This window comes from Streptomyces sp. NPDC016562 (assembly GCF_043076955.1).
GTDB lineage: Bacteria > Actinomycetota > Actinomycetes > Streptomycetales > Streptomycetaceae > Streptomyces.
Map to the genome: position 1 here is coordinate 166,320 of NZ_JBIBRZ010000005.1, position 20,947 is coordinate 187,266.

The 20,947-nt window shown below is 70.9% G+C and carries 21 protein-coding genes; 17 read left to right on the plus strand and 4 right to left on the minus strand.

Annotation, left to right across the window (positions count from 1 at the left end):
- The first annotated feature begins 182 nt into the window (after nucleotides 1–182).
- From dop to prcA, 5 genes are all read left to right on the plus strand, one after another.
- Entirely contained in the window at nucleotides 183–1,694 is a 1,512-nt protein-coding gene (gene dop / locus ACF059_RS22425; RefSeq protein ID WP_392059884.1) for a depupylase/deamidase Dop, read from the plus strand.
- A 184-nt stretch (nucleotides 1,695–1,878) separates the two neighbouring features.
- Nucleotides 1,879–2,091, plus strand: a complete 213-nt coding sequence (locus ACF059_RS22430) for a ubiquitin-like protein Pup (protein WP_030233608.1) — start codon at nucleotides 1,879–1,881, stop codon at nucleotides 2,089–2,091.
- A gap of 147 nt (nucleotides 2,092–2,238) precedes the next feature.
- Nucleotides 2,239–2,739, plus strand: coding sequence for an endonuclease VII domain-containing protein (locus ACF059_RS22435; RefSeq protein WP_392060337.1), 501 nt, complete (start codon nucleotides 2,239–2,241; stop codon nucleotides 2,737–2,739).
- A complete protein-coding gene (prcB, locus tag ACF059_RS22440) occupies nucleotides 2,691–3,530 on the plus strand; it encodes a proteasome subunit beta (protein ID WP_361947773.1) in 840 nt (279 codons plus the stop codon). The genes ACF059_RS22435 and prcB overlap by 49 nt, the downstream gene beginning before the upstream one ends.
- Before the next feature lie 46 nt (nucleotides 3,531–3,576).
- Nucleotides 3,577–4,341: a proteasome subunit alpha gene (prcA, locus tag ACF059_RS22445; protein ID WP_360887590.1), complete on the plus strand. Its 765-nt coding sequence runs from the start codon at nucleotides 3,577–3,579 to the stop codon at nucleotides 4,339–4,341.
- A 100-nt stretch (nucleotides 4,342–4,441) separates the two neighbouring features.
- On the opposite strand, the gene ACF059_RS22450 is transcribed toward prcA, so the two are convergent.
- On the minus strand, nucleotides 4,442–5,440 hold the full coding sequence (locus ACF059_RS22450) for a LacI family DNA-binding transcriptional regulator (RefSeq protein WP_392059889.1): 999 nt from the start codon (nucleotides 5,438–5,440) through the stop codon (nucleotides 4,442–4,444).
- A 147-nt stretch (nucleotides 5,441–5,587) separates the two neighbouring features.
- Here ACF059_RS22450 and ACF059_RS22455 point away from each other — a divergent pair, with 147 nt between their 5' ends.
- The 12 genes from ACF059_RS22455 to ACF059_RS22510 all read left to right on the plus strand — a co-directional run bounded on the left by ACF059_RS22455 (nucleotide 5,588) and on the right by ACF059_RS22510 (nucleotide 17,828).
- Nucleotides 5,588–6,850, plus strand: a complete 1,263-nt coding sequence (locus ACF059_RS22455) for an MFS transporter (RefSeq protein WP_392059892.1) — start codon at nucleotides 5,588–5,590, stop codon at nucleotides 6,848–6,850.
- Between the two features lie 126 nt (nucleotides 6,851–6,976).
- Nucleotides 6,977–8,338 (plus strand): Pup--protein ligase, encoded by a 1,362-nt coding sequence (pafA, locus tag ACF059_RS22460; RefSeq protein ID WP_031153848.1) that lies wholly within the window; start codon nucleotides 6,977–6,979, stop codon nucleotides 8,336–8,338.
- A 114-nt stretch (nucleotides 8,339–8,452) separates the two neighbouring features.
- Nucleotides 8,453–9,394, plus strand: a complete 942-nt coding sequence (locus tag ACF059_RS22465) for an FKBP-type peptidyl-prolyl cis-trans isomerase (protein WP_392059895.1) — start codon at nucleotides 8,453–8,455, stop codon at nucleotides 9,392–9,394.
- Nucleotides 9,395–9,422: 28 nt separating this feature from the next.
- Nucleotides 9,423–9,818 carry an FKBP-type peptidyl-prolyl cis-trans isomerase gene (locus ACF059_RS22470; RefSeq protein ID WP_392059898.1) on the plus strand — a complete coding sequence of 132 codons (396 nt, stop codon included), beginning with the start codon at nucleotides 9,423–9,425 and terminating at the stop codon, nucleotides 9,816–9,818.
- 177 nt (nucleotides 9,819–9,995) lie between these two features.
- Entirely contained in the window at nucleotides 9,996–10,952 is a 957-nt protein-coding gene (locus tag ACF059_RS22475; protein ID WP_361947791.1) for a WYL domain-containing protein, read from the plus strand.
- Nucleotides 10,953–11,065: 113 nt separating this feature from the next.
- Entirely contained in the window at nucleotides 11,066–12,034 is a 969-nt protein-coding gene (locus tag ACF059_RS22480) for a WYL domain-containing protein (RefSeq protein WP_361947794.1), read from the plus strand.
- Nucleotides 12,035–12,049: 15 nt separating this feature from the next.
- Nucleotides 12,050–12,277, plus strand: coding sequence for a hypothetical protein (locus tag ACF059_RS22485; RefSeq protein WP_360887569.1), 228 nt, complete (start codon nucleotides 12,050–12,052; stop codon nucleotides 12,275–12,277).
- 69 nt (nucleotides 12,278–12,346) lie between these two features.
- Nucleotides 12,347–12,547 carry a hypothetical protein gene (locus tag ACF059_RS22490; RefSeq protein WP_392059902.1) on the plus strand — a complete coding sequence of 67 codons (201 nt, stop codon included), beginning with the start codon at nucleotides 12,347–12,349 and terminating at the stop codon, nucleotides 12,545–12,547.
- Between the two features lie 167 nt (nucleotides 12,548–12,714).
- Nucleotides 12,715–13,011 (plus strand): Sec-independent protein translocase subunit TatA, encoded by a 297-nt coding sequence (tatA, locus tag ACF059_RS22495; RefSeq protein WP_361947800.1) that lies wholly within the window; start codon nucleotides 12,715–12,717, stop codon nucleotides 13,009–13,011.
- A gap of 46 nt (nucleotides 13,012–13,057) precedes the next feature.
- Nucleotides 13,058–14,014, plus strand: a complete 957-nt coding sequence (tatC, locus tag ACF059_RS22500; RefSeq protein ID WP_361947803.1) for a twin-arginine translocase subunit TatC — start codon at nucleotides 13,058–13,060, stop codon at nucleotides 14,012–14,014.
- Between the two features lie 17 nt (nucleotides 14,015–14,031).
- Nucleotides 14,032–14,919: a diacylglycerol kinase gene (locus ACF059_RS22505; RefSeq protein WP_392059905.1), complete on the plus strand. Its 888-nt coding sequence runs from the start codon at nucleotides 14,032–14,034 to the stop codon at nucleotides 14,917–14,919.
- A gap of 71 nt (nucleotides 14,920–14,990) precedes the next feature.
- Nucleotides 14,991–17,828 carry a DEAD/DEAH box helicase gene (locus ACF059_RS22510; protein ID WP_392059908.1) on the plus strand — a complete coding sequence of 946 codons (2,838 nt, stop codon included), beginning with the start codon at nucleotides 14,991–14,993 and terminating at the stop codon, nucleotides 17,826–17,828.
- Between the two features lie 91 nt (nucleotides 17,829–17,919).
- Here ACF059_RS22510 and ACF059_RS22515 read toward each other — a convergent pair whose 3' ends face one another.
- The 3 genes from ACF059_RS22515 to ACF059_RS22525 form a co-directional block, all read right to left on the minus strand.
- Entirely contained in the window at nucleotides 17,920–18,894 is a 975-nt protein-coding gene (locus ACF059_RS22515; protein ID WP_392059911.1) for an RluA family pseudouridine synthase, read from the minus strand.
- Between the two features lie 68 nt (nucleotides 18,895–18,962).
- The gene (locus ACF059_RS22520; RefSeq protein WP_392059914.1) at nucleotides 18,963–19,802 is read right to left on the minus strand and encodes a siderophore-interacting protein; all 840 of its coding nucleotides are present in this window, start codon (nucleotides 19,800–19,802) and stop codon (nucleotides 18,963–18,965) included.
- Nucleotides 19,803–19,851: 49 nt separating this feature from the next.
- A complete protein-coding gene (locus ACF059_RS22525) occupies nucleotides 19,852–20,757 on the minus strand; it encodes a 5'-3' exonuclease (RefSeq protein ID WP_366867840.1) in 906 nt (301 codons plus the stop codon).
- Nucleotides 20,758–20,947 lie beyond the last annotated feature (190 nt).

Here is a 20,947-nt window from a genome sequence, read left to right on the forward strand (position 1 = left end):
ATTCAATGACAGAAACGATCTCCCCACGAGCGCGATGTGGTTCTAGGCTCTTCCATACCGCAGCGGGACGCGCAGTGCGGGGACGGGCACCGCACCGAAAACAGGCACGACACGCGCACCGGAGCACCAGCGGTACTTGAGCGCCGCTCCCGCAGGGAGCGCCGCCGGGCAAGGAGGGCCGCATGACCGTACGGCGAGTAATGGGGATCGAGACGGAGTACGGGATCTCCGTCCCGGGCCACCCGAACGCCAATGCCATGCTCACCTCGTCCCAGATCGTCAACGCCTACGCGGCGGCGATGCACCGGGCGCGCCGCGCCCGCTGGGACTTCGAGGAGGAGAATCCGCTGCGGGACGCCCGGGGCTTCGACCTCGCCCGCGAGGCCGCGGACAACAGCCAGCTCACCGACGAGGACATCGGCCTCGCCAACGTCATCCTCACCAACGGCGCACGGCTCTACGTCGACCACGCACACCCCGAATACAGCTCGCCCGAGATCACCAACCCGCTCGACGCCGTCCTCTGGGACAAGGCCGGCGAACGGATCATGGCCGAGGCCGCCGTCCGCGCCGCCCAGCTGCCCGGCGCCCAGCCGATCCACCTCTACAAAAACAACACCGACAACAAGGGCGCCTCCTACGGCACGCACGAGAACTACCTGATGAAGCGGGAAACCCCCTTCTCGGACATCGTGCGCCACCTGACCCCCTTCTTCGTCTCACGCCTCGTCTTCACCGGCGCGGGACGCGTGGGCATCGGCCAGGACGGCCGCGAGCACGGCTTCCAGATCAGCCAGCGCGCGGACTACTTCGAGGTCGAGGTCGGCCTGGAGACCACCCTCAAGCGGCCCATCATCAACACCCGCGACGAACCGCACTCCGACGCCGAGAAGTACCGCCGGCTCCACGTGATCATCGGAGACGCCAACCTCTCCGAGATCTCCACCTACCTCAAACTGGGCACCACCGCCCTCGTCCTGTCCATGATCGAGGACGGCTTCATCAACGTCGACCTGGCCGTCGACCAGCCCGTACGCACCCTCCACCAGGTCTCCCACGACCCGGACCTGCACCACCTGATCACGCTGCGCAGTGGGCGCACGCTCACGGCCGTGCAACTCCAGATGGAGTACTTCGAGCTGGCCAGGAAGTACGTCGACGAACGTTTCGGGACCGACGCGGACGAGCAGACCAAGGACGTGCTGGCGCGCTGGGAAGACGTCCTCGGCCGGCTGGAGACCGACCCGATGAGCCTGTCGGGAGAATTGGACTGGGTCGCCAAGCGGGAGATCCTCGAAGGCTACCGGCGCCGCGACGGCCTCGGCTGGGACGCGGCGCGCCTGCACCTGGTGGACCTCCAGTACGCGGACGTACGGCCCGAGAAGGGCCTGTACAACCGCCTGGTGGCCCGAGGCAAGATGAAGCGGCTGGTGGACGAGCCGGCGGTCGAGCGGGCGGTGGGCAAGCCCCCGGAGGACACCCGGGCCTACTTCCGCGGCCGCTGCCTGGAGCAGTACGCGGACGACGTGGCCGCGGCCTCCTGGGACTCGGTGATCTTCGACCTCCCCGGCCGCGACTCGCTCCAGCGGGTCCCGACGCTGGAACCCCTGCGGGGGACGCGGAACCACGTCAAGGAGCTCCTGGACCGCTGCCGTACGGCGGAGGACCTGGTGCGGGTGCTTTCGGGTCAGTGAGAGGGCCTGAAGGGGCCTGAAAGGGCCCCGGTCAGGGAATCATGAAATCAGCCGGACGTTATGAAAGTGCGGGGACGAATGTCGGACCCTGCTTGTAGGGTCCGGCGTAGGGTCTGATCTTGAGAGATCCCGAATCCCGGGGTCTTTCGACATGAGCATGCGAACCGAGCGGGGTGAGGTAGACATGGCGACCAAGGACACCGGCGGCGGACAGCAGAAGGCGACGCGCTCGACCGAGGAGGTCGAGGAGGCGGCGGTCGAGGAATCGACCGACCTCAAGGAGCGCCAGGAGAAGCTCTCCGACGACGTCGACTCCGTACTCGACGAGATTGACGACGTCTTGGAAGAGAATGCCGAGGATTTCGTGAGGTCGTTCGTCCAAAAGGGTGGCGAGTAGAGGCCGCCGGGGCCATTTGACCTTCGAAGCGAAGGTCGGGGGGTTGGGGTGGTCGAAGCGGCGCCTGAGGGCACGAAACGCTGCTCGCGATGCAAGCGCGTCCAGCCGTACGAGGCCTTCGCGAGTAATCGGGCCATGCGGGACGGAATGCAGGCGTATTGCCGTGCATGCCAGGCCGAGCATTACAAGCAGAGGCAAGAGGCGAAGGGGCGGACGGTCCGGGTCAAGATTCCCGTGCCGTCCGGGCATAAGCGATGTCCCCAGTGCGGGGAGATCAAGCCTCACTCGGAGTGGGAGCGCAACAAGACGAGCTCTGACGGCTGGGCCAGCTACTGCAGAGAGTGCCGGGCGCAGCGGAACCGCGCTTCGTACTTCAAGCGCCACTATGGCATCACCGAAGTCGAGCGTGACGCCATGATCGCGGCCCAGGGCGGTACCTGCCTGCTCTGTCGAACAGCTTCGGCGGAGCACGTTGATCACGATCATCAGACGGGTAAGGTCCGAGGCGTACTGTGCTTCAGCTGTAACGCAGCCCTGGGGCAGTTCAAGGATCGGCCGGACGTCATACGGCGTGCAGCCGCTTACGTGGAAGGAAACCTGTGGAACCCAACACTCGTAGCACAGGGCGTCTACCGGCAGCCTTCCTGACGCCGGGGTCTTCGTCCTTCATGGACTTCCTGGGGGCGCACTCGCCCGAGATGCTGCCCGGCAACCGCAAGCTGCCGGAGGGTGTCGTCGAGGCGCCGCACGGGACGACCATCGTCGCCGCCACCTTCCCCGGCGGGGTCGTGCTCGCCGGTGACCGGCGGGCGACCATGGGGAACATGATCGCGCAGCGGGACATCGAGAAGGTGTTCCCGGCCGACGAGTACTCCGCGGTGGGCATCGCCGGTACGGCCGGCCTGGCCGTGGAGATGGTGAAGCTGTTCCAGCTGGAGCTGGAGCACTTCGAGAAGGTAGAGGGGACGACCCTCTCGCTCGAGGGCAAGGCGAACCGGCTGTCGACCATGATCCGGAGCAATCTGGGCATGGCGATGCAGGGGCTGGCCGTGGTGCCGCTGTTCGCGGGGTACGACGAGGCCAAGGAGAAGGGCCGGATCTTCTCCTACGACGTGACCGGCGGCCGCTCCGAGGAGCACGGCTTCGCCGCCACCGGTTCGGGTTCGATCTTCGCCCGTGGCTCCATGAAGAAGTTGTACCGCGACGACCTGACGGAGCAGCAGGCCACCACCCTCGTCGTGCAGGCCCTCTATGACGCCGCCGACGATGACTCGGCGACCGGTGGACCGGACCTGTACCGCCGGATCTTCCCGATCGTCACCGTCATCACCGACGAGGGCTTCCGCAGGCTCAGCGAGGAGGAGTCCTCCGAGCTCGCCCGCGCCATCACGGAGCGGCGCATGGAGCAGCCCGACGGGCCGCGCGCCGCCCTGCTCTGACCATCCGCCGTTCCGTAGGAGCCCAGAAGAAAGGGACGGACCACCGGTGTCGACTCCGTTCTATGTGTCACCCCAGCAGGCCATGGCCGACCGGGCGGAATACGCCCGGAAGGGCATCGCCCGCGGTCGCAGCCTTGTCGTGCTGCAGTACGCCGACGGCATCGTGTTCGTCGGTGAGAACCCGTCCCGTGCGCTGCACAAGTTCAGTGAGATCTATGACCGGATCGGCTTCGCGGCGGCCGGTAAGTACAACGAGTACGAGAACCTGCGGATCGGTGGTGTGCGGTACGCGGATCTGCGCGGGTACACCTATGACCGTGACGATGTGACGGCCCGTGGGCTGGCGAACGTGTACGCGCAGACGCTCGGCACGATCTTCTCCAGTGCGGGTGAGAAGCCGTACGAGGTGGAGTTGGTCGTCGCGGAGGTGGGTGCGACGGCTGCCGGGGATCAGATCTACCGGCTTCCGCACGACGGGTCGATCGTCGACGAGCACGGTTCGGTGGCGGTCGGTGGGAACGCCGAGCAGATCAGTACGTTCCTGGACCAGCGGCACCGGGACGGGATGACGCTGTCCGAGGCGTTGAAGCTGGCGGTGCAGGCGCTGTCGAGTCAGGCGAACGGGACGGACAAGGCGATTCCGGCGGAGCGGCTGGAGGTCGCGGTGCTGGACCGGACGCGGGCGCAGCAGCGGAAGTTCAAGCGGATTCGGGGCCGGCAGTTGGCGCGGTTGCTGGAGGCTGATGTTCCGGCGGCGGCGCAGGCGGATGCGGTGTCGAATGACGAGGCGCCGGAGGACGACGCCGAGTAGGGCGTGGGTTGAGGTGGTGGGGCCCCGGTTCGCCGTTCGCGGCGGGCCGGGGCTTCGTCGTGTCCGGGGTCCGGGGCCTGGGCCGGGGCGCTGCGTCGTGTCAGGGGGTGGGGGCGGGGCCGGTGGAGTCGCGGACGACGAGGTGGACGGGGATGTCGGGGGCGGTCCAGGGGGTTTGGTCGAGGACGGTGAGGAGGGCGTTCATGCCTTGTTCGCCGACGCGTTCGGCGGGGAGGTGGACGGTGGTGAGTTCGGGTTCGACGGCGGTGGCGAGGGCGAGGTCGTCGAAGCCGGTGACGGAGAGGTCCTCGGGGACGCGCAGGCCGAGGCGGCGGGCGGCCTTGCAGGCGCCGGCGGCGAGGATGTCGTCGTCGCAGACGATGGCGGTGGGCCGGTCCTGGGGGGTGCTGAGGGTGGTTTCCATGGCCGTGCGGGCGTCGTGGACGGTGAGGGGGGACCGTACGGTGCGCAGCTGGGTGTGGGGGCCCAGGAGGGCTCTGAGGGCTTCGGCGCGGGTGTCGAAGGTCCAGGAGTCGATGGCGGAGGCGAGGTGGAGGAAGCGGCGGTGGCCGAGGGTGAGGAGGTGGGTGGTGATCTGGCGCATGCCGTCGGCCATGGCGAGGTTGACGTGGGCGGCGGCGTTGCCGGCGGTGGGGTCGCTGTCGAGCATGACGAGGGGGAGGGTGTTGCCGCCGATGGCGTGGAGGGCGTCGGCGGCCATGGAGGAGGCGATGACTCCGTCGAGGGCGGCGCTGGCGGAGGCGAAGGGGTCGCGGGCGGGGCCGGTGCCGTCGGGGGAGGGGTAGAGGACGACGCCGAAGCCGTGTTCGGCGGCGATGCGGGCGGCGCCGGTGTAGACGCGGGCGAAGAATTCGTTGGTGAGGGCGGGGACGACGAGGAGGGCGGTGCGGGTGGAGCCGAGGCGGAGGTTGCGGGCGGCGAGGTTGGGGCGGTAGCCGAGGCGGGCGGCGGTTTCGCGGACGTGGGTGGCGGTGCGTTCGGAGACGCGGCCGGGCCATTTGTCGCCGAGGACGAGGGAGACGGTGGCCTGGGAGACCCCGGCGGCGGTGGCGACGTCGCGGCTGGTGGGTCTCGTCACAGGGGGCTCCTGGAGTGCGTGGTCGGGCGGCGGTGCGGGGTGTGCGGGGGGTTGGTCGGGTGGACCGGTGGGTTGGGGCCATGGTACGTATAACGAGTCGCGTTATACGTATTACCCCGGCTGGTTCCGGGCAGGAAGGGGGCGGTCATGGCCGCGGGGTATGCGGAGCTGCTGGGGACCCGGCACGCCGCGAGGCTGCTGGTGGGCACGTTGGTGGGCCGGCTGCCGAACGCGGTGGCGCCGATCGCGATCGTGCTGTTCACGCGGGCGGAGGGCGGCAGCTACACGCTGGCGGGGGCGCTGGCCGCCGCGTACGGCGTGGCCAATGCGGTGGGTCAGCCGTTGCTCGGCCGGGCGGTGGACCTGTTCGGGCAGCCGCGGGTGCAGCTGCCGGCGGCGGTGGTGTCGGCGCTGGGGATGGTGTGGCTGGCGCTGTCGGGTACCGGGTCGGTGGTGGCGGCCTATGCGGCGGTGGTGGTGGCGGGGCTGTTCACGCCGCCGCTGGAGGGCGGGCTGCGGGCGCTGTGGCCGAGCGTGCTGGGCGGGCGCGAGGAGAACGTGCACGCGGCGTACGCGATGGACGCGGTGGCCCAGGAGGTCATGTTCACGGTCGGTCCGCTGCTGGTGACGCTGTTCGTGGCGCTGTGGTCGCCGGCGGGGGCGCTGGTGGCACTCAATGTGATCGGGGTGCTGGGGGCGCTGTCGGTGGTGGTCAGTGAGCCGTCGCGGCGGTGGCGTTCGGCGCCCCGGGAGGCGCACTGGCTGGGGGCGCTGCGTTCGCGCGGGCTGCTGGCGCTGCTGGGTGCGTTCTTCTTCGTGGGGACGGCGCTGGGTTCGATCACGGTGGCGGGTGTGGCGTATGCGGACGATCACGGGGACCAGGCGGTGTACGGCTGGCTGATGGCGGCCGTGGGTCTGGGTGCGCTGGTCGGCGGTGTGGCCTACGGGGCGCGCCGGTGGGCGGGTGCGCCGGAGCGGCGGCTGCGGCTGCTGGTGGCGTTGCTGGCGGCTGGTTATCTGCCGTTGACGCTGACGCCGGGTCCGGTGGCGATGACGGCGCTGGCGGCGCTCGCGGGTGTGTTCCTGGCGCCTGCGCTGGCGTGTGCGTTCATCGTGGTGGACCGGCACGCGCCGGCGGGCACGGTGACGGAGGCGTTCTCGTGGCTGGTGACGTTCTTCGGGGTGGGGGCGGCGATCGGTACGGCGGTGGCGGGTCCGGTGGTGGAGTTCGGTGGTACGGCGGCGGGCTTCGGGGTGGCGAGTGTGGCGGGCGGTGCGGCGCTGGCGGTGCTGATGGTCACTCAGCGGGTGATGGCAACTGGCGGCAGGAGCCGCACGGTGGCGGGTTCGGCTGACGGGGTGTCGGACGGGGCGAGCGGGGCGCCGTCGGGGGCCTCGTCGGCGGGCTGAGCCGCGGGCCGAACCGGGGCTGAACCGGGGGCTGGGGGGCCGGTTCTCCGGCCGTTTCGCGGAACTGATCGAAACGGCGCTCCCGATCCCGGTTTCAGAAGAGGGCAGAAGGCGTAATGTTCAGTCATGGACCGCCGCATTTTCGGGCTGGAGAACGAGTACGGCGTCACGTGCACGTTCAGGGGACAGCGCCGACTGTCTCCTGACGAAGTGGCGCGCTACCTCTTCCGCCGTGTTGTGTCATGGGGCCGCAGCAGCAATGTCTTCCTGCGGAACGGTGCCCGTCTGTACCTCGACGTGGGTTCGCATCCGGAATATGCAACACCCGAATGCGACAACGTGACCGAACTGGTCACGCACGACAAGGCCGGCGAGCGCATTCTCGAAGGTCTGCTCGTCGATGCCGAACGGCGCCTGCACGAGGAGGGAATCGCGGGCGACGTCTATCTCTTCAAGAACAACACCGACTCGGCGGGCAACTCGTACGGCTGCCACGAGAACTACCTGGTGGCCCGGCACGGGGAATTCTCCCGCCTGGCGGACATTCTCATTCCGTTCCTCGTCACGCGGCAGTTGATCTGCGGCGCCGGCAAGGTGCTGCAGACCCCCCGGGGTGCGGTCTACTGCGTGAGCCAGCGGGCGGAGCACATCTGGGAGGGCGTGAGCTCGGCGACGACGCGTTCGCGGCCGATCATCAACACCCGGGACGAGCCGCACGCGGACGCCGAGCGCTACCGGCGGCTGCACGTGATCGTCGGGGACTCGAACATGTCCGAGACGACCATGCTGCTCAAGGTCGGGGCCACCGATCTGGTGCTGCGCATGATCGAGGCGGGCACGGTGATGCGGGACCTGACCCTGGAGAACCCGATCCGGGCGATCCGCGAGGTCAGTCACGACATCACGGGTCAGCGCAAGGTGCGGCTGGCGAGCGGCCGGGAGGCCTCGGCGCTGGAGATCCAGCGGGAGTACTACGACAAGGCGGTGGACTTCGCCGAGCGCCGGGGGATCCGTACCGGTGTGGTGGACCAGGTGCTGGAGCTGTGGGGCCGCACGCTGGACGCCATCGACGCTGAGGACCTGGACCGGATCGGGACCGAGATCGACTGGGTGATGAAGTACCAGCTGATCGAGCGGTACCGGGGCAAGCACAACATGACCATGTCGAATCCGCGGGTGGCTCAGATAGACCTCGCGTATCACGACATCCACCGGCGGCGCGGGCTGTACTACCTGCTGGAGCGCAAGGGGCAGGCGGCGCGGATCTGCAACGACCTGAAGATCTTCGAGGGCAAGTCGGTGCCCCCGCAGACGACGCGGGCGCGGTTGCGCGGTGACTTCATCCGCCGGGCGCAGGAGCAGCGGCGGGACTTCACGGTGGACTGGGTGCACCTGAAGCTCAATGATCAGGCGCAGCGGACGGTGCTGTGCAAGGACCCGTTCCGGTCGGTGGACGACCGGGTGGAGAAGCTGATCGCCGGCATGTAGGACCCGTGGTGTGACATCGCACTCTCGGCAGGGCCCCGTACGTCTCTCGTACGGGGCCCTGCGCACGCCTTAGAGTGGCGGCGACCGCCTTGCCGTCTGAGATCTGAGGAACACGTGCGCCGACTTGCCGGCCTGCTGGTCGTACCCCTTCTGCTGCTGACGACAGCAGCGTGTGGTGACGACAGCGGCTCCGACTCCGCCCAGATGAAGAACGGGGTGCCCGCCATCACCAAGGGCGCCAAGTTCGGGGAGACGCCCACCCTGTCGAAGGGGAAGGGCGAGCCGCCCAAGGAGCTGAAGGTGGTGACCATCAGCGAGGGCACCGGGCAGGTGCTGAAGAAGAACGACATCGCGCAGGTGAACTACCTCGGCCAGGTGTGGGACGGCAAGGAGCCGTTCGACCAGAGCTTCGGCAAGCCCGCGCCGTTCGACCTGACGATCGGCGCCGGCGCCGTCATCAAGGGCTGGGACCAGGGCCTGGAGGGCCAGAAGGTCGGCAGCCGTGTCGAGCTGGTGATCCCGCCGGAGCTCGGCTACGGCGCGCAGGGTTCGCCCCCGAAGATCAAGGCGAACGCCACGCTGGTCTTCGTCGTGGACATCCTCAAGGGTGCGACCGTCCCGGCCTCGGCCACGGGCAAGGAAGTCGCCCAGGAGAACAAGGACCTGCCCAAGGTCGGTACGAACACGGACGGCAAGGAAGTCTCCGTGAGCGTCCCGAAGGACACCGCCGAGCCGGCCAAGCTGGTCTCGAACTACGTCCTGGAGGGTGACGGGGCGGTGGTCAAGGACACCGACACCGTCGTGGTGAAGTTCAACGGGAAGACCTGGAAGGACGACAAGACCTTCGAGAGCACCTACACCACCGACCAGACGGTCACCTGGCCGCTGAAGGAGCTGTCGGTGGCGGGCCTGAAGGACGGTCTGGTCGGCAAGAAGGCCGGCAGCCGCATCCTGCTGGTCATCCCGCCGGACCAGGGCTTCGGTGACAAGGAGCAGGGGACGATCCCGGCGAAGTCGACGCTGGTCTTCAGCCTCGACATCCTCGCGGTGATGTAAGACTGTTCCGGTTGACCGGTTCGTACGTATGAGGAGCAGTTTCGTGAGCGACAAGCTCGAGAAGCCCGAGATCGACTTCCCCGAGGGTCCGGTTCCGACCGACCTGGTCAAGGAGGACATCTGGCTGGGCGACGGCGCCGAGGCCAAGGCCGGCGACAGGGTCTCCGTCCACTACGTGGGCGTGGCCTTCTCCACCGGTGAGGAGTTCGACGCCTCCTGGAACCGCGGTTCCGCGCTGCAGTTCCAGCTCGGTGTCGGCCAGGTCATCGCCGGCTGGGACCAGGGCGTCCAGGGCATGAAGGTCGGCGGCCGTCGCAAGCTGACGATCCCCGCCCACCTCGCCTACGGGGACCGTGGCGCGGGCGCCGCGATCGCCCCGGGCGAGACGCTGATCTTCGTCTGCGACCTCGTCAAGGTCGGCTGATCCGGACATCCGCGATCAGTGGAGGGGCCCCCGCCGTCCGGCGGGGGCCCCTCGCTTTTGTCCGGGCGCGCCGGGGCGGTACGGTCACGGTCACGGGTCCGTGCGCCACAGGCGCCGGTCCGCGCGTGGTGTGACGGTCCGACGGATGTGTACGCGGAGAAGGGCGGAAGGGCGTCGATGGCGATTGCCAAGGCCGAGCGGCTGATGAATCTGGCGCTGTGTCTGCTCGGGACGCGCCGCCCGCTCAGCAAGCGCGAGTTGCGCGGTTCCATCGAGGCCTACATGGAGGCCGGCAACGACGAGTCCTTCAACCGCATGTTCGAGCGGGACAAGGACGATCTGCGCGAACTCGGCCTGGTCATCGAGACGGTGGAGAACCTGGAGGGCGAAACCGGTTATCTGGCCCGCCGGGACAGCAACCGGCTGCCGCCCGTCTCCCTGGACGCCGAGGAGGCCGCCGCCCTGGGGCTGGCGGCCAAGGTCTGGCAGCAGGCCCGCCTCGCCGGGGCGGCCAGCGGCGCGCTGCAGAAGCTGCGCGCGGGCGGGATGCCGGAGGCGGGGGACCCGTACCAGGGGCAGCACAGTGCCATCGAGCCGCGCATCCCGGTCCACGAGGCGGCGTTCGAGCCGCTGATGCTGGCCTGCCGGGACCGCAGGCCGGTGGTCTTCGACTACCGCAAGTCCACCGCGGCGCGGCCCGAGACCCGTCAGGTGGAGCCGTGGGCGCTGGAGTGCTGGCGCGGCCACTGGTACCTGGCGGGCTACGACCGCGACCGCGGGGCGGAGCGGGTGTTCCGGCTCTCCCGGATCACCGGCAAGGTCCGCTCCCGGGCGGCGAAGTACACCGCGCAGGTGCCCGACGTGGTGACCGTACGGGAGACCGTGGCGCGGTGGGCCGGGGAGAGCGCGGAGCGTTCCGCGCTGATCCGGCTGCGGGCCGGGGCGGGATATCCGCTGCGGGCCAAGGCCACGGCGGTCAGCGAGGGCGCGGACGGCTGGGACGAGCTGGAGATCCCCTACGGGCACGGGCTGGACGCCTGGCTGGTGGAGTTCGGGCCGGACGTCGTGGTGGTCGGGCCGGCCGATCTGCGGGCCGACGTGGTGGACCGGCTGCGGGCCGTCGCCGGGGCCTGACGGTCCGACGGGGCGCCCGCGGCCGGCCGGCACACCGTCCGGGGGCCGCGCGGGCCGCCCACCTGAGATTCGCGACATCCACACGACGTGCCCTGAGGGGGAGACGTACCAGCATGGCTGCCAACGCCATCGACCAGACCCGCCGGATGCTGTCCCTGGTGACGTACCTGCGCGAGCGCCCCGGTGCGCACGTCGCGGACGTCGCGCGCGCGTTCGGGATCACCGAGGACGAGCTGATCTCGGACCTCGACGTGCTGCCCATGTGCGGGACCAGCTTCCGCGGCGGGGACCTGCTCGACATCGACACGGACGGGGAGCGGATCTGGTGGCGCAACCCCGACGCGTCGGGGGAGTCCACCGCCGAGCCGCTGCGGCTGGCCGCCGACGAGGCGACCGCGCTGCTGGTCGCCGCGCGCGCGGTGGCGACCCTGCCCGGTCTGCGCGAGAGCGACCGGGACGCCCTGCTGCGGGCCACCGCCAAGCTGGAGGCGGCCGCGGGCGAGGCGGCCGGGGCCAGCTCGCGGCTGTCGGTGACCTTCGAGTCGGAGGGCGGGGTCTTCGCGGACGTCGACCGGGCCATCGCGGAGCGCCGACGGCTGTGGCTGCGCTACTACTCGCCGGCGCGCGACGAGCTCACCGAGCGCAAGGTCGATCCGATCCGGCTGTTCGCGGTGGGGCACACGTACATGGAGGGCTGGTGCCACCTCTCCGAGGCCCGGCGCACCTTCCGCCTGGACCGGGTCGCGGAGATCCGGCTGCTGGACGAGCGGGCGGAGCCGCCCGCCATCGAGCCGCGCGACCTGTCCGAGGGGCTGGTGCAGCCCGCCGCCGAGGACCCGGAGGTCGTGGTCGAGGTGGGGCCGGGCGGCCGCTGGGTCGCCGAGTACTACCCGCACGACAGTGCGGAGGAGCTGGCCGAGGGGGGACTGCGGATCACGCTGCGCAGCCCGGACCCGGCCTCGCTGCGCCGGCTCGCGCTGCGGCTGGGCCGCGAAGGGCGGATCGTGGCTCCCGCCGAGCTCGCGGAGAGTGCCCGCAGCGCCGCGCGGGAAGCCTTGGCGGGGTACGGGGAACAGGTCTGAGGGGAGCAGCGGTCGATGTCGTCTGCCTACGGGTCCGTCGCCTTCAAGGCGGCCTGTCCCGACTGCCGGGCCCGCTTCGAGCTGGAGGCCGGCGCCCTGCGACTGGTCATAGGCGGCAGCCGGCGGACCACCTTCTACTCCTTCACCTGCCCCGAGTGCGGCGCGGTCGTGCGCAAGCCGGCCGGTGAGCGGATCGTGGAGCTACTGACCGGCGGCGGGGTGAGCACCCTGCGCAGCGTCTGACCGGGTCCGGCCGCGGGGCCGCGCGGGCGGGGCGCGGGAGCCGCTCGGACAGGGGCTAGGCTCGGCCCCATGCTGTGGCCGATGTTCGCAATTGCCCTCGGGTTCCTCTCCCTCGCCGTGCTCGCCGTCCTGGCCGGCCGGGTCTACGTGGAGGTGCGCCGCCTGTCCGTACAGGTCGGGCAGGCCAGTCGCCGGATCGGCGACGCCTCGGGGGATCTGGAGCGGGCGGCGGCCGACCTGGCCCGGGCGGGCCGCGACGTGCGTCCTTAGACCGGGACGAATCGGTGTGACCGGGGCGGGGAAAAGGGTGGCGGCGGCAAGCCGGAAGACGCCGGGGGATTGCCGGGCGTTCACCACCTGGGGTTACGATCCTCGGTAGAGACCGTCCCAGGCGCCCGTCGGGTGTGCAGTGAACCTCGCAGCAAAGGAAGATACCTATGTTCGGCAACCTCAGGGGTTGGGAAATCTTCGTCATTCTCGGGGTCGTCATCCTGCTGTTCGGCGCGAAGAAGCTGCCGGACATGGCCCGCTCCCTCGGCAAGTCGGCCCGCATCCTCAAGAGCGAGGCCAAGGCCATGAAGAAGGACGGCGAGGCCGACGACGCCGCCGCGGCCGCTCCCGCCGCGGACGCCTCCGCGCAGCAGCCCGTCGCCCCGCGCACCATCCAGGCGGCGCCCGGTGACGTCACGAGCTCCCGGCCGGTGAGCGAGCCGAACCGCACCGCCCAGGGCTGACACAGCCGTACGCGCCAGTCATCTGCAACGAGACAAGGGACGTGGGTTGCTCAAGTCTGCCCGCAAGCAGGGGAAAGCGGACAAGGACGCCGAAGGGCGGATGCCTCTTGTCGAGCACCTGCGTGAGCTGAGAAACCGTCTGCTGAAGTCGGTCCTGGCGATCCTGCTGATCACGCTGGTGTCCGCCTTCTTCTACAAGGACCTCATCGACTTCATGCTGAAGCCGATGCTGGACTCCGTCGGCTGCACCGACGGGGTGGTCTCGCAGCGCAACGGCCGGCCCTGCGCCGACATGACCGTGAACGGCCTCATCGCGCCGTTCTCGATCGCCCTGAAGGTCTCGCTCACCGCCGGCGTGGTCCTCTCCGCGCCGGTGTGGCTCTTCCAGCTGTGGGCGTTCACCGCCCCCGGCCTGCACAGCCACGAGAAGAAGTACGCGATGAGCTTCGTCGCGGTCGGCGCGCCCCTGTTCGGCGCCGGCGCGGTGCTCGCGTACAAGATCCTGCCCCAGACCGCGATGGTCCTGCTCGACTTCACGCCCGAGCACGCGCGCAACCTGCTGCCGGTCGACGACTACCTCGACCTGGTCACGCGCATGGTCGTCGTCTTCGGTCTGGCCTTCGAGCTGCCCCTGCTGCTGATCCTGCTGAACTTCACCGGCGTCCTGACCGCGAAGCGGCTGGGGGGCTGGTGGCGCGGCATGGTGCTGGGCATCACGGTCTTCTCCGCGTTCGCCACGCCGACCGGTGACCCGCTGACGATGCTGTCGCTGGCCGTCCCGATCGTGGCGCTCTACTTCATCGCGCTCGGCATCTGCCTGGTCAACGACCGCAGGCGCAAGCGCAACGACCCCGACGCGGGCCTGGACGACGACGAGGCCTCCGTACTGGACCTGACACCGGCCCCGATCGGTGCCATGGAAGCGGTCCCGGCGCCGGCGGCGCTGCCCGGGCAGGCCGACGGCGGGCGCCAGCGGATCAACGGTTACGACGACGCGACCTGACAGGTACATTCCGGTGGGTGAGCTCTGAGATCACCCTCTTCGTCAATCCCACCGCCGGACGCGGCCGGGGCGCGTACGCCGCGCAGCCGGCCGCTTCCGCGTTGCGTGCGGCGGGCTTCTCGGTGAGAACCGTCGTCGGGACCGACGGTGCCGACGCGCTGGCCCGCCTCGGCGCCGTGGTGCGCGAGGGGACCGGCGCGGTGATCGCGGTGGGCGGCGACGGGGTGGTCTCGCTGGCCCTGCAGGCCCTGGCGGGGACCTCGGTGCCGCTCGGCGTGGTCGCGGTGGGCACCGGCAACGACTTCGCGCGGGCGCTGGGGCTGCCCGTACGGGAGCCGGCCCGGGCGGGGCGGATGGCCGCCGACGCCCTGAAGGAGGGCCGCATCCGGGACGTCGACCTGGGGCGGGTCGGGGCCACTTGGTACGGGACCGTGCTGGCCTCGGGCTTCGACTCGCGGGTCAACGACCGGGGCAACCGGATGCGGCTGCCCGCCGGCCGCTTCAAGTACGACTTGGCGATGATCGCGGAGCTGGCCGCCTTCCGGCCGGTCGCCTACCGCATCACCCTGGACGACGGCCCGGTGATCGAGACCGAGGCCACGCTGGTGGCCGTCGGCAACGGCTCCACCTACGGCGGGGGCATGCGCATCTGTGCGGACGCCGTCACCGACGACGGGCTCTTCGACGTCACGGTGGTCGGTGACTGCAGCCGGACCACGCTGCTCAAGGTCTTCCCGCGGGTCTACAAGGGGACGCACCTGAGCCACCCGAAGGTGAGCGTCCACCGGGCGCGGAAGGTGACCCTGGAGGCGGCCGGGCTGACCGCCTACGCGGACGGCGAGCCGCTGGGGCCGCTGCCGGTGACCGCGCGGTGCGTACCCGGGGCGGTCCGCGTCCTGACCTAGGGGAGGGTGCCGCCTGCCCGCTTAAATGACCGCGACTGTTGTCAGAGGTGACGGGTAGGCTCGATCTCAAGATGACCGAAGAACTCTCACCCGCCGAGCGGTACGCCGCTGCCCGGATCCGCGCCGCCGAAGAAGCCTCCGCCCTGGCTCCCTTCCGCGAGATGTACGAATTCGATCTGGACCCGTACCAGGTCGAGGCCTGCAAGGCACTGGAGGCGGGCAAGGGCGTCCTCGTCGCCGCCCCGACCGGCTCGGGCAAGACGATCGTCGGCGAGTTCGCCGTGCACCTGGCCCTCCAGCAGGGGCGCAAGTGCTTCTACACGACGCCGATCAAGGCCCTGTCCAACCAGAAGTACGCCGACCTCGTCAAGCGCTACGGCGCCGCCAAGGTCGGCCTGCTGACCGGTGACAACAGCGTCAACGGCGATGCGCCGGTGATCGTGATGACCACCGAGGTCCTGCGCAACATGCTGTACGCCGGCTCGCAGGCGCTGCGGGGCCTCGGCTACGTCGTCATGGACGAGGTCCACTACCTCTCCGACCGGTTCCGCGGAGCCGTCTGGGAGGAAGTGATCATCCACCTCCCCGAGTCGGTGACCCTGGTGTCGCTGTCGGCGACCGTGTCCAACGCCGAGGAGTTCGGCGACTGGCTGGACACCGTCCGCGGGGACACCGAGGTGATCGTCTCCGAGGAGCGGCCCGTACCGCTGTGGCAGCACGTCATGGCCGGCCGCAAGATCTACGACCTCTTCGAGGAGGAGTCCGACCACGGCGGCCGCGGCTCCGCCCGCCGGGAGGTCAATCCCGACCTGCTGCGCATGGCGCGCGAGGAGAACAGCCGCACCTACATCCCCAAGGACCGGCGGCGCGGCAAGATGATCCGCGAGGCCGACCGCGAGCGCGAGCGGCGCTCCCGCGGCCGGATCTGGACCCCGTCCCGGCCCGAGGTCATCGCCCGCCTCGACGGCGACGGGCTGCTGCCCGCGATCAACTTCATCTTCAGCCGGGCCGGCTGCGAGGCCGCGGTCCAGCAGTGCCTGTTCGCGGGCCTGCGGCTGAACGACGAACCGGCGCGGCTCAAGGTCCGCGAGCTCGTCGAGGCGCGGACCGCCTCCATCCCCACCGAGGACCTGCACGTCCTGGGGTACTACGAGTGGCTCGAAGGCCTGGAGCGGGGCATCGCCGCGCACCACGCGGGCATGCTGCCCACCTTCAAGGAGGTCGTGGAGGAACTGTTCGTCCGCGGCCTGGTCAAGGCCGTCTTCGCCACCGAGACCCTGGCGCTGGGCATCAACATGCCCGCGCGCACGGTGATCCTGGAGAAGCTCGTCAAGTGGAACGGCGAGCAGCACGCCGACATCACCCCCGGCGAGTACACGCAGCTGACCGGCCGGGCCGGGCGGCGCGGCATCGACGTCGAGGGCCACGCGGTGGTGCTCTGGCAGCGGGGCATGGACCCGGCGGGTCTCGCCGGGCTCGCCGGTACCCGTACGTATCCGCTGCGCTCCAGCTTCAAGCCCTCGTACAACATGGCCGTGAACCTGGTCAGCCAGTTCGGACGGCACCGCTCGCGCGAGCTGCTGGAGACCTCCTTCGCGCAGTTCCAGGCCGACCGCTCGGTCGTCGGGATCTCCCGGCAGGTCCAGCGCAACGAGGAGGGCCTGGAGGGCTACCAGGAGGGCATGACCTGTCACCTGGGCGACTTCGAGGAGTACGCGCAGCTGCGCCGCGACCTCAAGGACCGTGAGACGGAGCTGGCCAAGCAGGGCGCGGCCCAGCGCCGGGTGCAGGCGGTCAGCTCGCTGGAGAAGCTCAAGCCGGGCGACATCATCCACGTCCCGACGGGCAAGTTCGCCGGGCTCGCGCTGGTCCTGGACCCGGGCGTGCCGGCCGGGCGGGTCAACGGGCACCGCGGGTACGAGTACGCGGAGGGTCCCCGCCCGCTGGTCCTCACCGCCGAGCGGCAGGTCAAGCGGCTCGCCGCGATCGACTTCCCGGTGCCGGTCGAGGCCCTGGACCGGATGCGGATCCCCAAGACCTTCAACGCGCGCTCGCCGCACTCCCGCCGCGACCTGGCGTCCCAGCTGCGGACCAAGGCCGGGCACATCACGCCGGAGCGGCGCGCCCGCGGCCGGGCCGCGGCCGCCGACGACCGCGAGATCGCCCGGCTGCGCGCCGAGCTGCGGGCGCACCCCTGCCACGGCTGCGACGAGCGGGAGGACCACGCCCGCTGGGCGGAGCGCTACCACCGGCTCAAGCGGGACACCCTCCAGCTGGAGCGGCGGATCGAGGGCCGCACGAACACCATCGCGCGCACCTTCGACCGGATCCACGCGCTGCTCACCGAGCTGGACTACCTGCGCGAGGACGAGGTCACCGTGCACGGCAAGCGGCTCGCCCGGCTCTACGGGGAGCTGGACCTGCTGGCCTCCGAGTGCCTGCGCGCCAAGGTGTGGGAGGGTCTGAGCCCGGCCGAACTGGCGGCCTGCGTCTCGGCGTTGGTCTTCGAGGCGCGGCAGTCCGACGACGCGGTCGCGCCGAAGGTGCCCGGTGGCGCGGCGAAGGCGGCGCTGGGCGAGATGGTCCGCATCTGGGGCCGGCTCGACGCGCTGGAGGAGGAGCACCGCATCAACCAGGCGGAGGGCGTGGGCCAGCGCGAGCCGGATCTCGGCTTCGCGTGGGCGGCCTACCAGTGGGCCTCCGACAAGAGCCTGGACGAGGTGCTGCGCGAGGCGGAGATGCCCGCCGGTGACTTCGTGCGCTGGTGCAAGCAGGTCATCGACGTGCTCGGGCAGATCGCGGCGGCCGCGCCCCCGTCCTCGGAGGGCGGCAGCACGGTGGCGAAGAACGCCCGCAAGGCCGTGGACGCGCTGCTGCGCGGTGTCGTGGCCTACAGCTCGGTCGGCTGACCCCGTAGAAGTGACCGGCCGCCGCGCGGGGACCGCCCCGCGCGGCGGCCGGGCCGTTCACGGCCCGCAGCGATCGGCCGGGCCCGGGGGTTCACTGCTCCTCCTCGGCGCTGCCGGCCTCCCAGCCCGCGCGGTCGTCCCAGGCCCGCAGGGTGAGGCCGCTCTCGAAGCGGTGCGCCGCTCCGGTGACCGGGTCGGTGAACTCCAGGACCCGGGCGAGGAGTTGCAGGGGCCTGCGGTAGTCGTCCGCGGCCGGATCGGTGACGAGCGGATAGACCGGGTCGCCGAGGATGGGCACGCCGAGGGCGTTCATGTGCACCCGCAGCTGGTGGGTGCGGCCGGTGTGCGGGGTCAGCCGGTAGCGGCCCAGGCCCGCGCGGGCCTCGACGAGTTCGATCAGGCTCTCGGCGTTCGGCTCGCCCCCGGGGACCTCGGTCGCCGCGATGACCCCGCGGGCCTTCTCGATCCGGCTGCGGACCGTGCGCGGCAGGGCGAGCGCCGGATCGTGGGGTGCGAGGGCCTCGTACTCCTTGTGCACCTCGCGCCGCTGGAACAGGAGCTGGTACGCGCCGCGGTCCTCGGGCCGGACGCTGAACATCACCAGACCCGCCGTCAGCCGGTCCAGGCGGTGCGCCGGGCTGAGCTCGGGCAGGTCCAGCTCCTCGCGGAGCCGGGCCAGGGCGGTCTGGGTGATGTGGCTGCCGCGCGGGGTGGTCGCCAGGAAGTGCGGCTTGTCCACGACCAGCAGGTGCGGGTCCCGGTGGACGACGCGGACCGCGAAGGGGACCGGCGGCTCGGGTTCCATGTCCCGGTGGAACCACAGGTAGCCGCCCGGCTCGTACGGGTCCCGCGCGTCCAGGACCCGCCCGCCCGGGCCCAGGACCCGGCCGGCGGCCAGCAGGTGCGCGATGGACCGCGCGCCGCGGGTGCCGGCGTAGCGCGCGGTGAGGTAGCTGCCGAGGTCGGGCCACTGCCCGTCCGGGTCGGGCGGCAGACGCAGCCGGACCGGGTCGATTCCGGCCCGCTGCGGGAGGGGCGAGGGGGGTGGCTGGGCTCTGCGTCTCATCGGGGACAGGCTATGCGGGCAGCCCGGTCGCCGGGTGACGGTGCCCGGCGGCGCCGTCGTGCGGGAGCCTAGGCGGCCGTGGCCCGGTCCTGTTCGGCCTCCACCGCGGCGTTCCAGTCGCGCTTGATCGCGCGCCAGCCCTCGTCCGTCTCGCCCAGGCGCCAGTAGCCCGAGATCGACAGGCGTTCGCGGGGGATGCCGCGTTCCAGGCGCAGGTGGCGGCGCAGCTCCTTGACGAAGCCCGCCTCGCCGTGCACGAAGGCGTGGACGTCCGTGGAGGGGAACTCCAGAGCGGTGACCGCCTCGACCAGCGCCTCGCCCACCGGACGCCCGCCCCGGTGGAGCCAGACCGGGACGACGCCGTCCGGGGTGGCGAACTTCAGCTCGTCCCGCGGCCCCTCGACCTCGATCAGGGCGTGGACCCGCGCGCCCACCGGCATCCGCTCCATCGACGCGGCGATCGCCGGAAGGGCGCTCTCGTCGCCCACCAGGAGGTGCCAGCCGGCCGCCGGGTCGGGCGCATAGGCGCCGCCCGGGCCGAGGAAGCGCACGAGCTCTCCCGGCTCGACGCGGGCCGCCCACGGGCCGGCCAGGCCCTCGTCGCCGTGGACGACGAAGTCGAGCGTCAGCTCCCGGTGCACCGCGTCCCAGCTCCGTACGGTGTACGCGCGCTGGCGCGGCCACTGCGCGCGCGGGAAGTCGGCGCGGATCTGCTCCAGGTTCCACGGCGTGGGGTAGCTGACGCCTTCCGCGGGGAAGAGGATCTTGACGTAGTGGTCGGTGAACTCGCCCGCGCCGAATCCGGCCAGGCCCTCACCGCCCAGCACGATCCGCACCATGTGCGGCGAGAGCCGCTCGGTGCGTACGACGACAGCGGTACCGACGCTGCGGGCGCGTCCTTCTGCCACGGTGCTTCCCCTGACTCCCCTGAAACTTAGCCTTACCTAAGTTAACACCTCAGGCGCGCAAAGCGGCGCTCAGACGGGTCACCGCTCCGCCCAGGCCCCACCGATGGGCTAGCGCGTCGACCAGTTCGGGCTGCGCGGGCGCCGTCGGCCGGGCCGGGTCGAACGGCGGGAGCGGGACGTCAGCGGCCACCCGCACCACCTTCGGGGCCACCGCCAGATACGGCCGCGACTCGTCCAGCCGCTTGCGCTGCGCGGGGGTCAGCTTCGACTTCGGGTCGTCGACCGCCGCGATGATCCCGGCCAGACTGCCGTAGGCGTCGAGCAGCTTGGCCGCCGTCTTCTCGCCGATCCCGGGCACGCCCGGCAGCCCGTCGCTCGGGTCGCCGCGCAGCAGCGCAAGGTCGGCGTATCCGGGGCCGTCCACCCCGTACTTCTCGCGCAGCCACGCCTCGTCGGTCACCTGGAGGGTCCCCACCCCCTTGAGGGGGTACAGCACGCGGCGCTGCCGGGCGTCGTCCACCAGCTGGTACAGGTCGCGGTCGCCGGTGACGATGTCCACCGGGCCCGTCGCGCGCGCGGTCAGCGTGCCGATCACGTCGTCCGCCTCGTATCCGGCCACCCCCACCCGGGCGATGCCGAAGGCGTCCAGCGCCGTCTCGATGATCGGCACCTGCGGGGCGAGCGTGTCCGGGACCTCCTCCACGTCGGGGCCCGTCTCGGTCTCGCTCGCGACCCGGTGGGCCTTGTACGAGGGGATCAGGTCCACCCGCCACTGCGGGCGCCAGTCGGCGTCCATGCAGGCCACCAGGTCGTCCGGCCGGTGGTCCTGGACGAGCCGTCCGATGAAGTCCAGGAGCCCGCGCACGGCGTTGACCGGGGTGCCGTCCGGAGCCTTCACGGAGTCCGGCACCCCGAAGTAGGCGCGGAAGTAGAGGGATGCGGTGTCCAGGAGCATCAGGCGTCGTGTCGTCACGGAGTCGATGATGCCGCACCGCCCCACTCGCCACGGACGGTGAGCGGACGGTCAGCACAGGGGTACGGGAAGGGCCGTGCACGCGAAACCGGAGCCGGTTGCTGCGTATGGTGCTTACAGCACACCCATGTGCGCCGGACAAGGGGAGGGCAGCCCCGACATGAACAGCAGG

Excerpts from the sequence above, each read along its gene's own strand:
- dop (WP_392059884.1), top strand. The coding sequence starts at position 183 with ATGACCGTACGGCGAGTAATGGGGATCGAGACGGAGTACGGGATCTCC.
- ACF059_RS22430 (WP_030233608.1), top strand. The coding sequence starts at position 1,879 with ATGGCGACCAAGGACACCGGCGGCGGACAGCAGAAGGCGACGCGCTCG.
- ACF059_RS22435 (WP_392060337.1), top strand. The coding sequence starts at position 2,239 with ATGCAGGCGTATTGCCGTGCATGCCAGGCCGAGCATTACAAGCAGAGG.
- ACF059_RS22455 (WP_392059892.1), top strand. The coding sequence starts at position 5,588 with ATGGCCGCGGGGTATGCGGAGCTGCTGGGGACCCGGCACGCCGCGAGG.
- pafA (WP_031153848.1), top strand. The coding sequence starts at position 6,977 with ATGGACCGCCGCATTTTCGGGCTGGAGAACGAGTACGGCGTCACGTGC.
- ACF059_RS22470 (WP_392059898.1), top strand. The coding sequence starts at position 9,423 with ATGAGGAGCAGTTTCGTGAGCGACAAGCTCGAGAAGCCCGAGATCGAC.
- ACF059_RS22475 (WP_361947791.1), top strand. The coding sequence starts at position 9,996 with ATGGCGATTGCCAAGGCCGAGCGGCTGATGAATCTGGCGCTGTGTCTG.
- ACF059_RS22480 (WP_361947794.1), top strand. The coding sequence starts at position 11,066 with ATGGCTGCCAACGCCATCGACCAGACCCGCCGGATGCTGTCCCTGGTG.
- ACF059_RS22485 (WP_360887569.1), top strand. The coding sequence starts at position 12,050 with ATGTCGTCTGCCTACGGGTCCGTCGCCTTCAAGGCGGCCTGTCCCGAC.
- ACF059_RS22490 (WP_392059902.1), top strand. The coding sequence starts at position 12,347 with ATGCTGTGGCCGATGTTCGCAATTGCCCTCGGGTTCCTCTCCCTCGCC.
- tatA (WP_361947800.1), top strand. The coding sequence starts at position 12,715 with ATGTTCGGCAACCTCAGGGGTTGGGAAATCTTCGTCATTCTCGGGGTC.
- ACF059_RS22510 (WP_392059908.1), top strand. The coding sequence starts at position 14,991 with ATGACCGAAGAACTCTCACCCGCCGAGCGGTACGCCGCTGCCCGGATC.
- ACF059_RS22515 (WP_392059911.1), bottom strand. The coding sequence starts at position 18,894 with ATGAGACGCAGAGCCCAGCCACCCCCCTCGCCCCTCCCGCAGCGGGCC.
- ACF059_RS22525 (WP_366867840.1), bottom strand. The coding sequence starts at position 20,757 with ATGCTCCTGGACACCGCATCCCTCTACTTCCGCGCCTACTTCGGGGTG.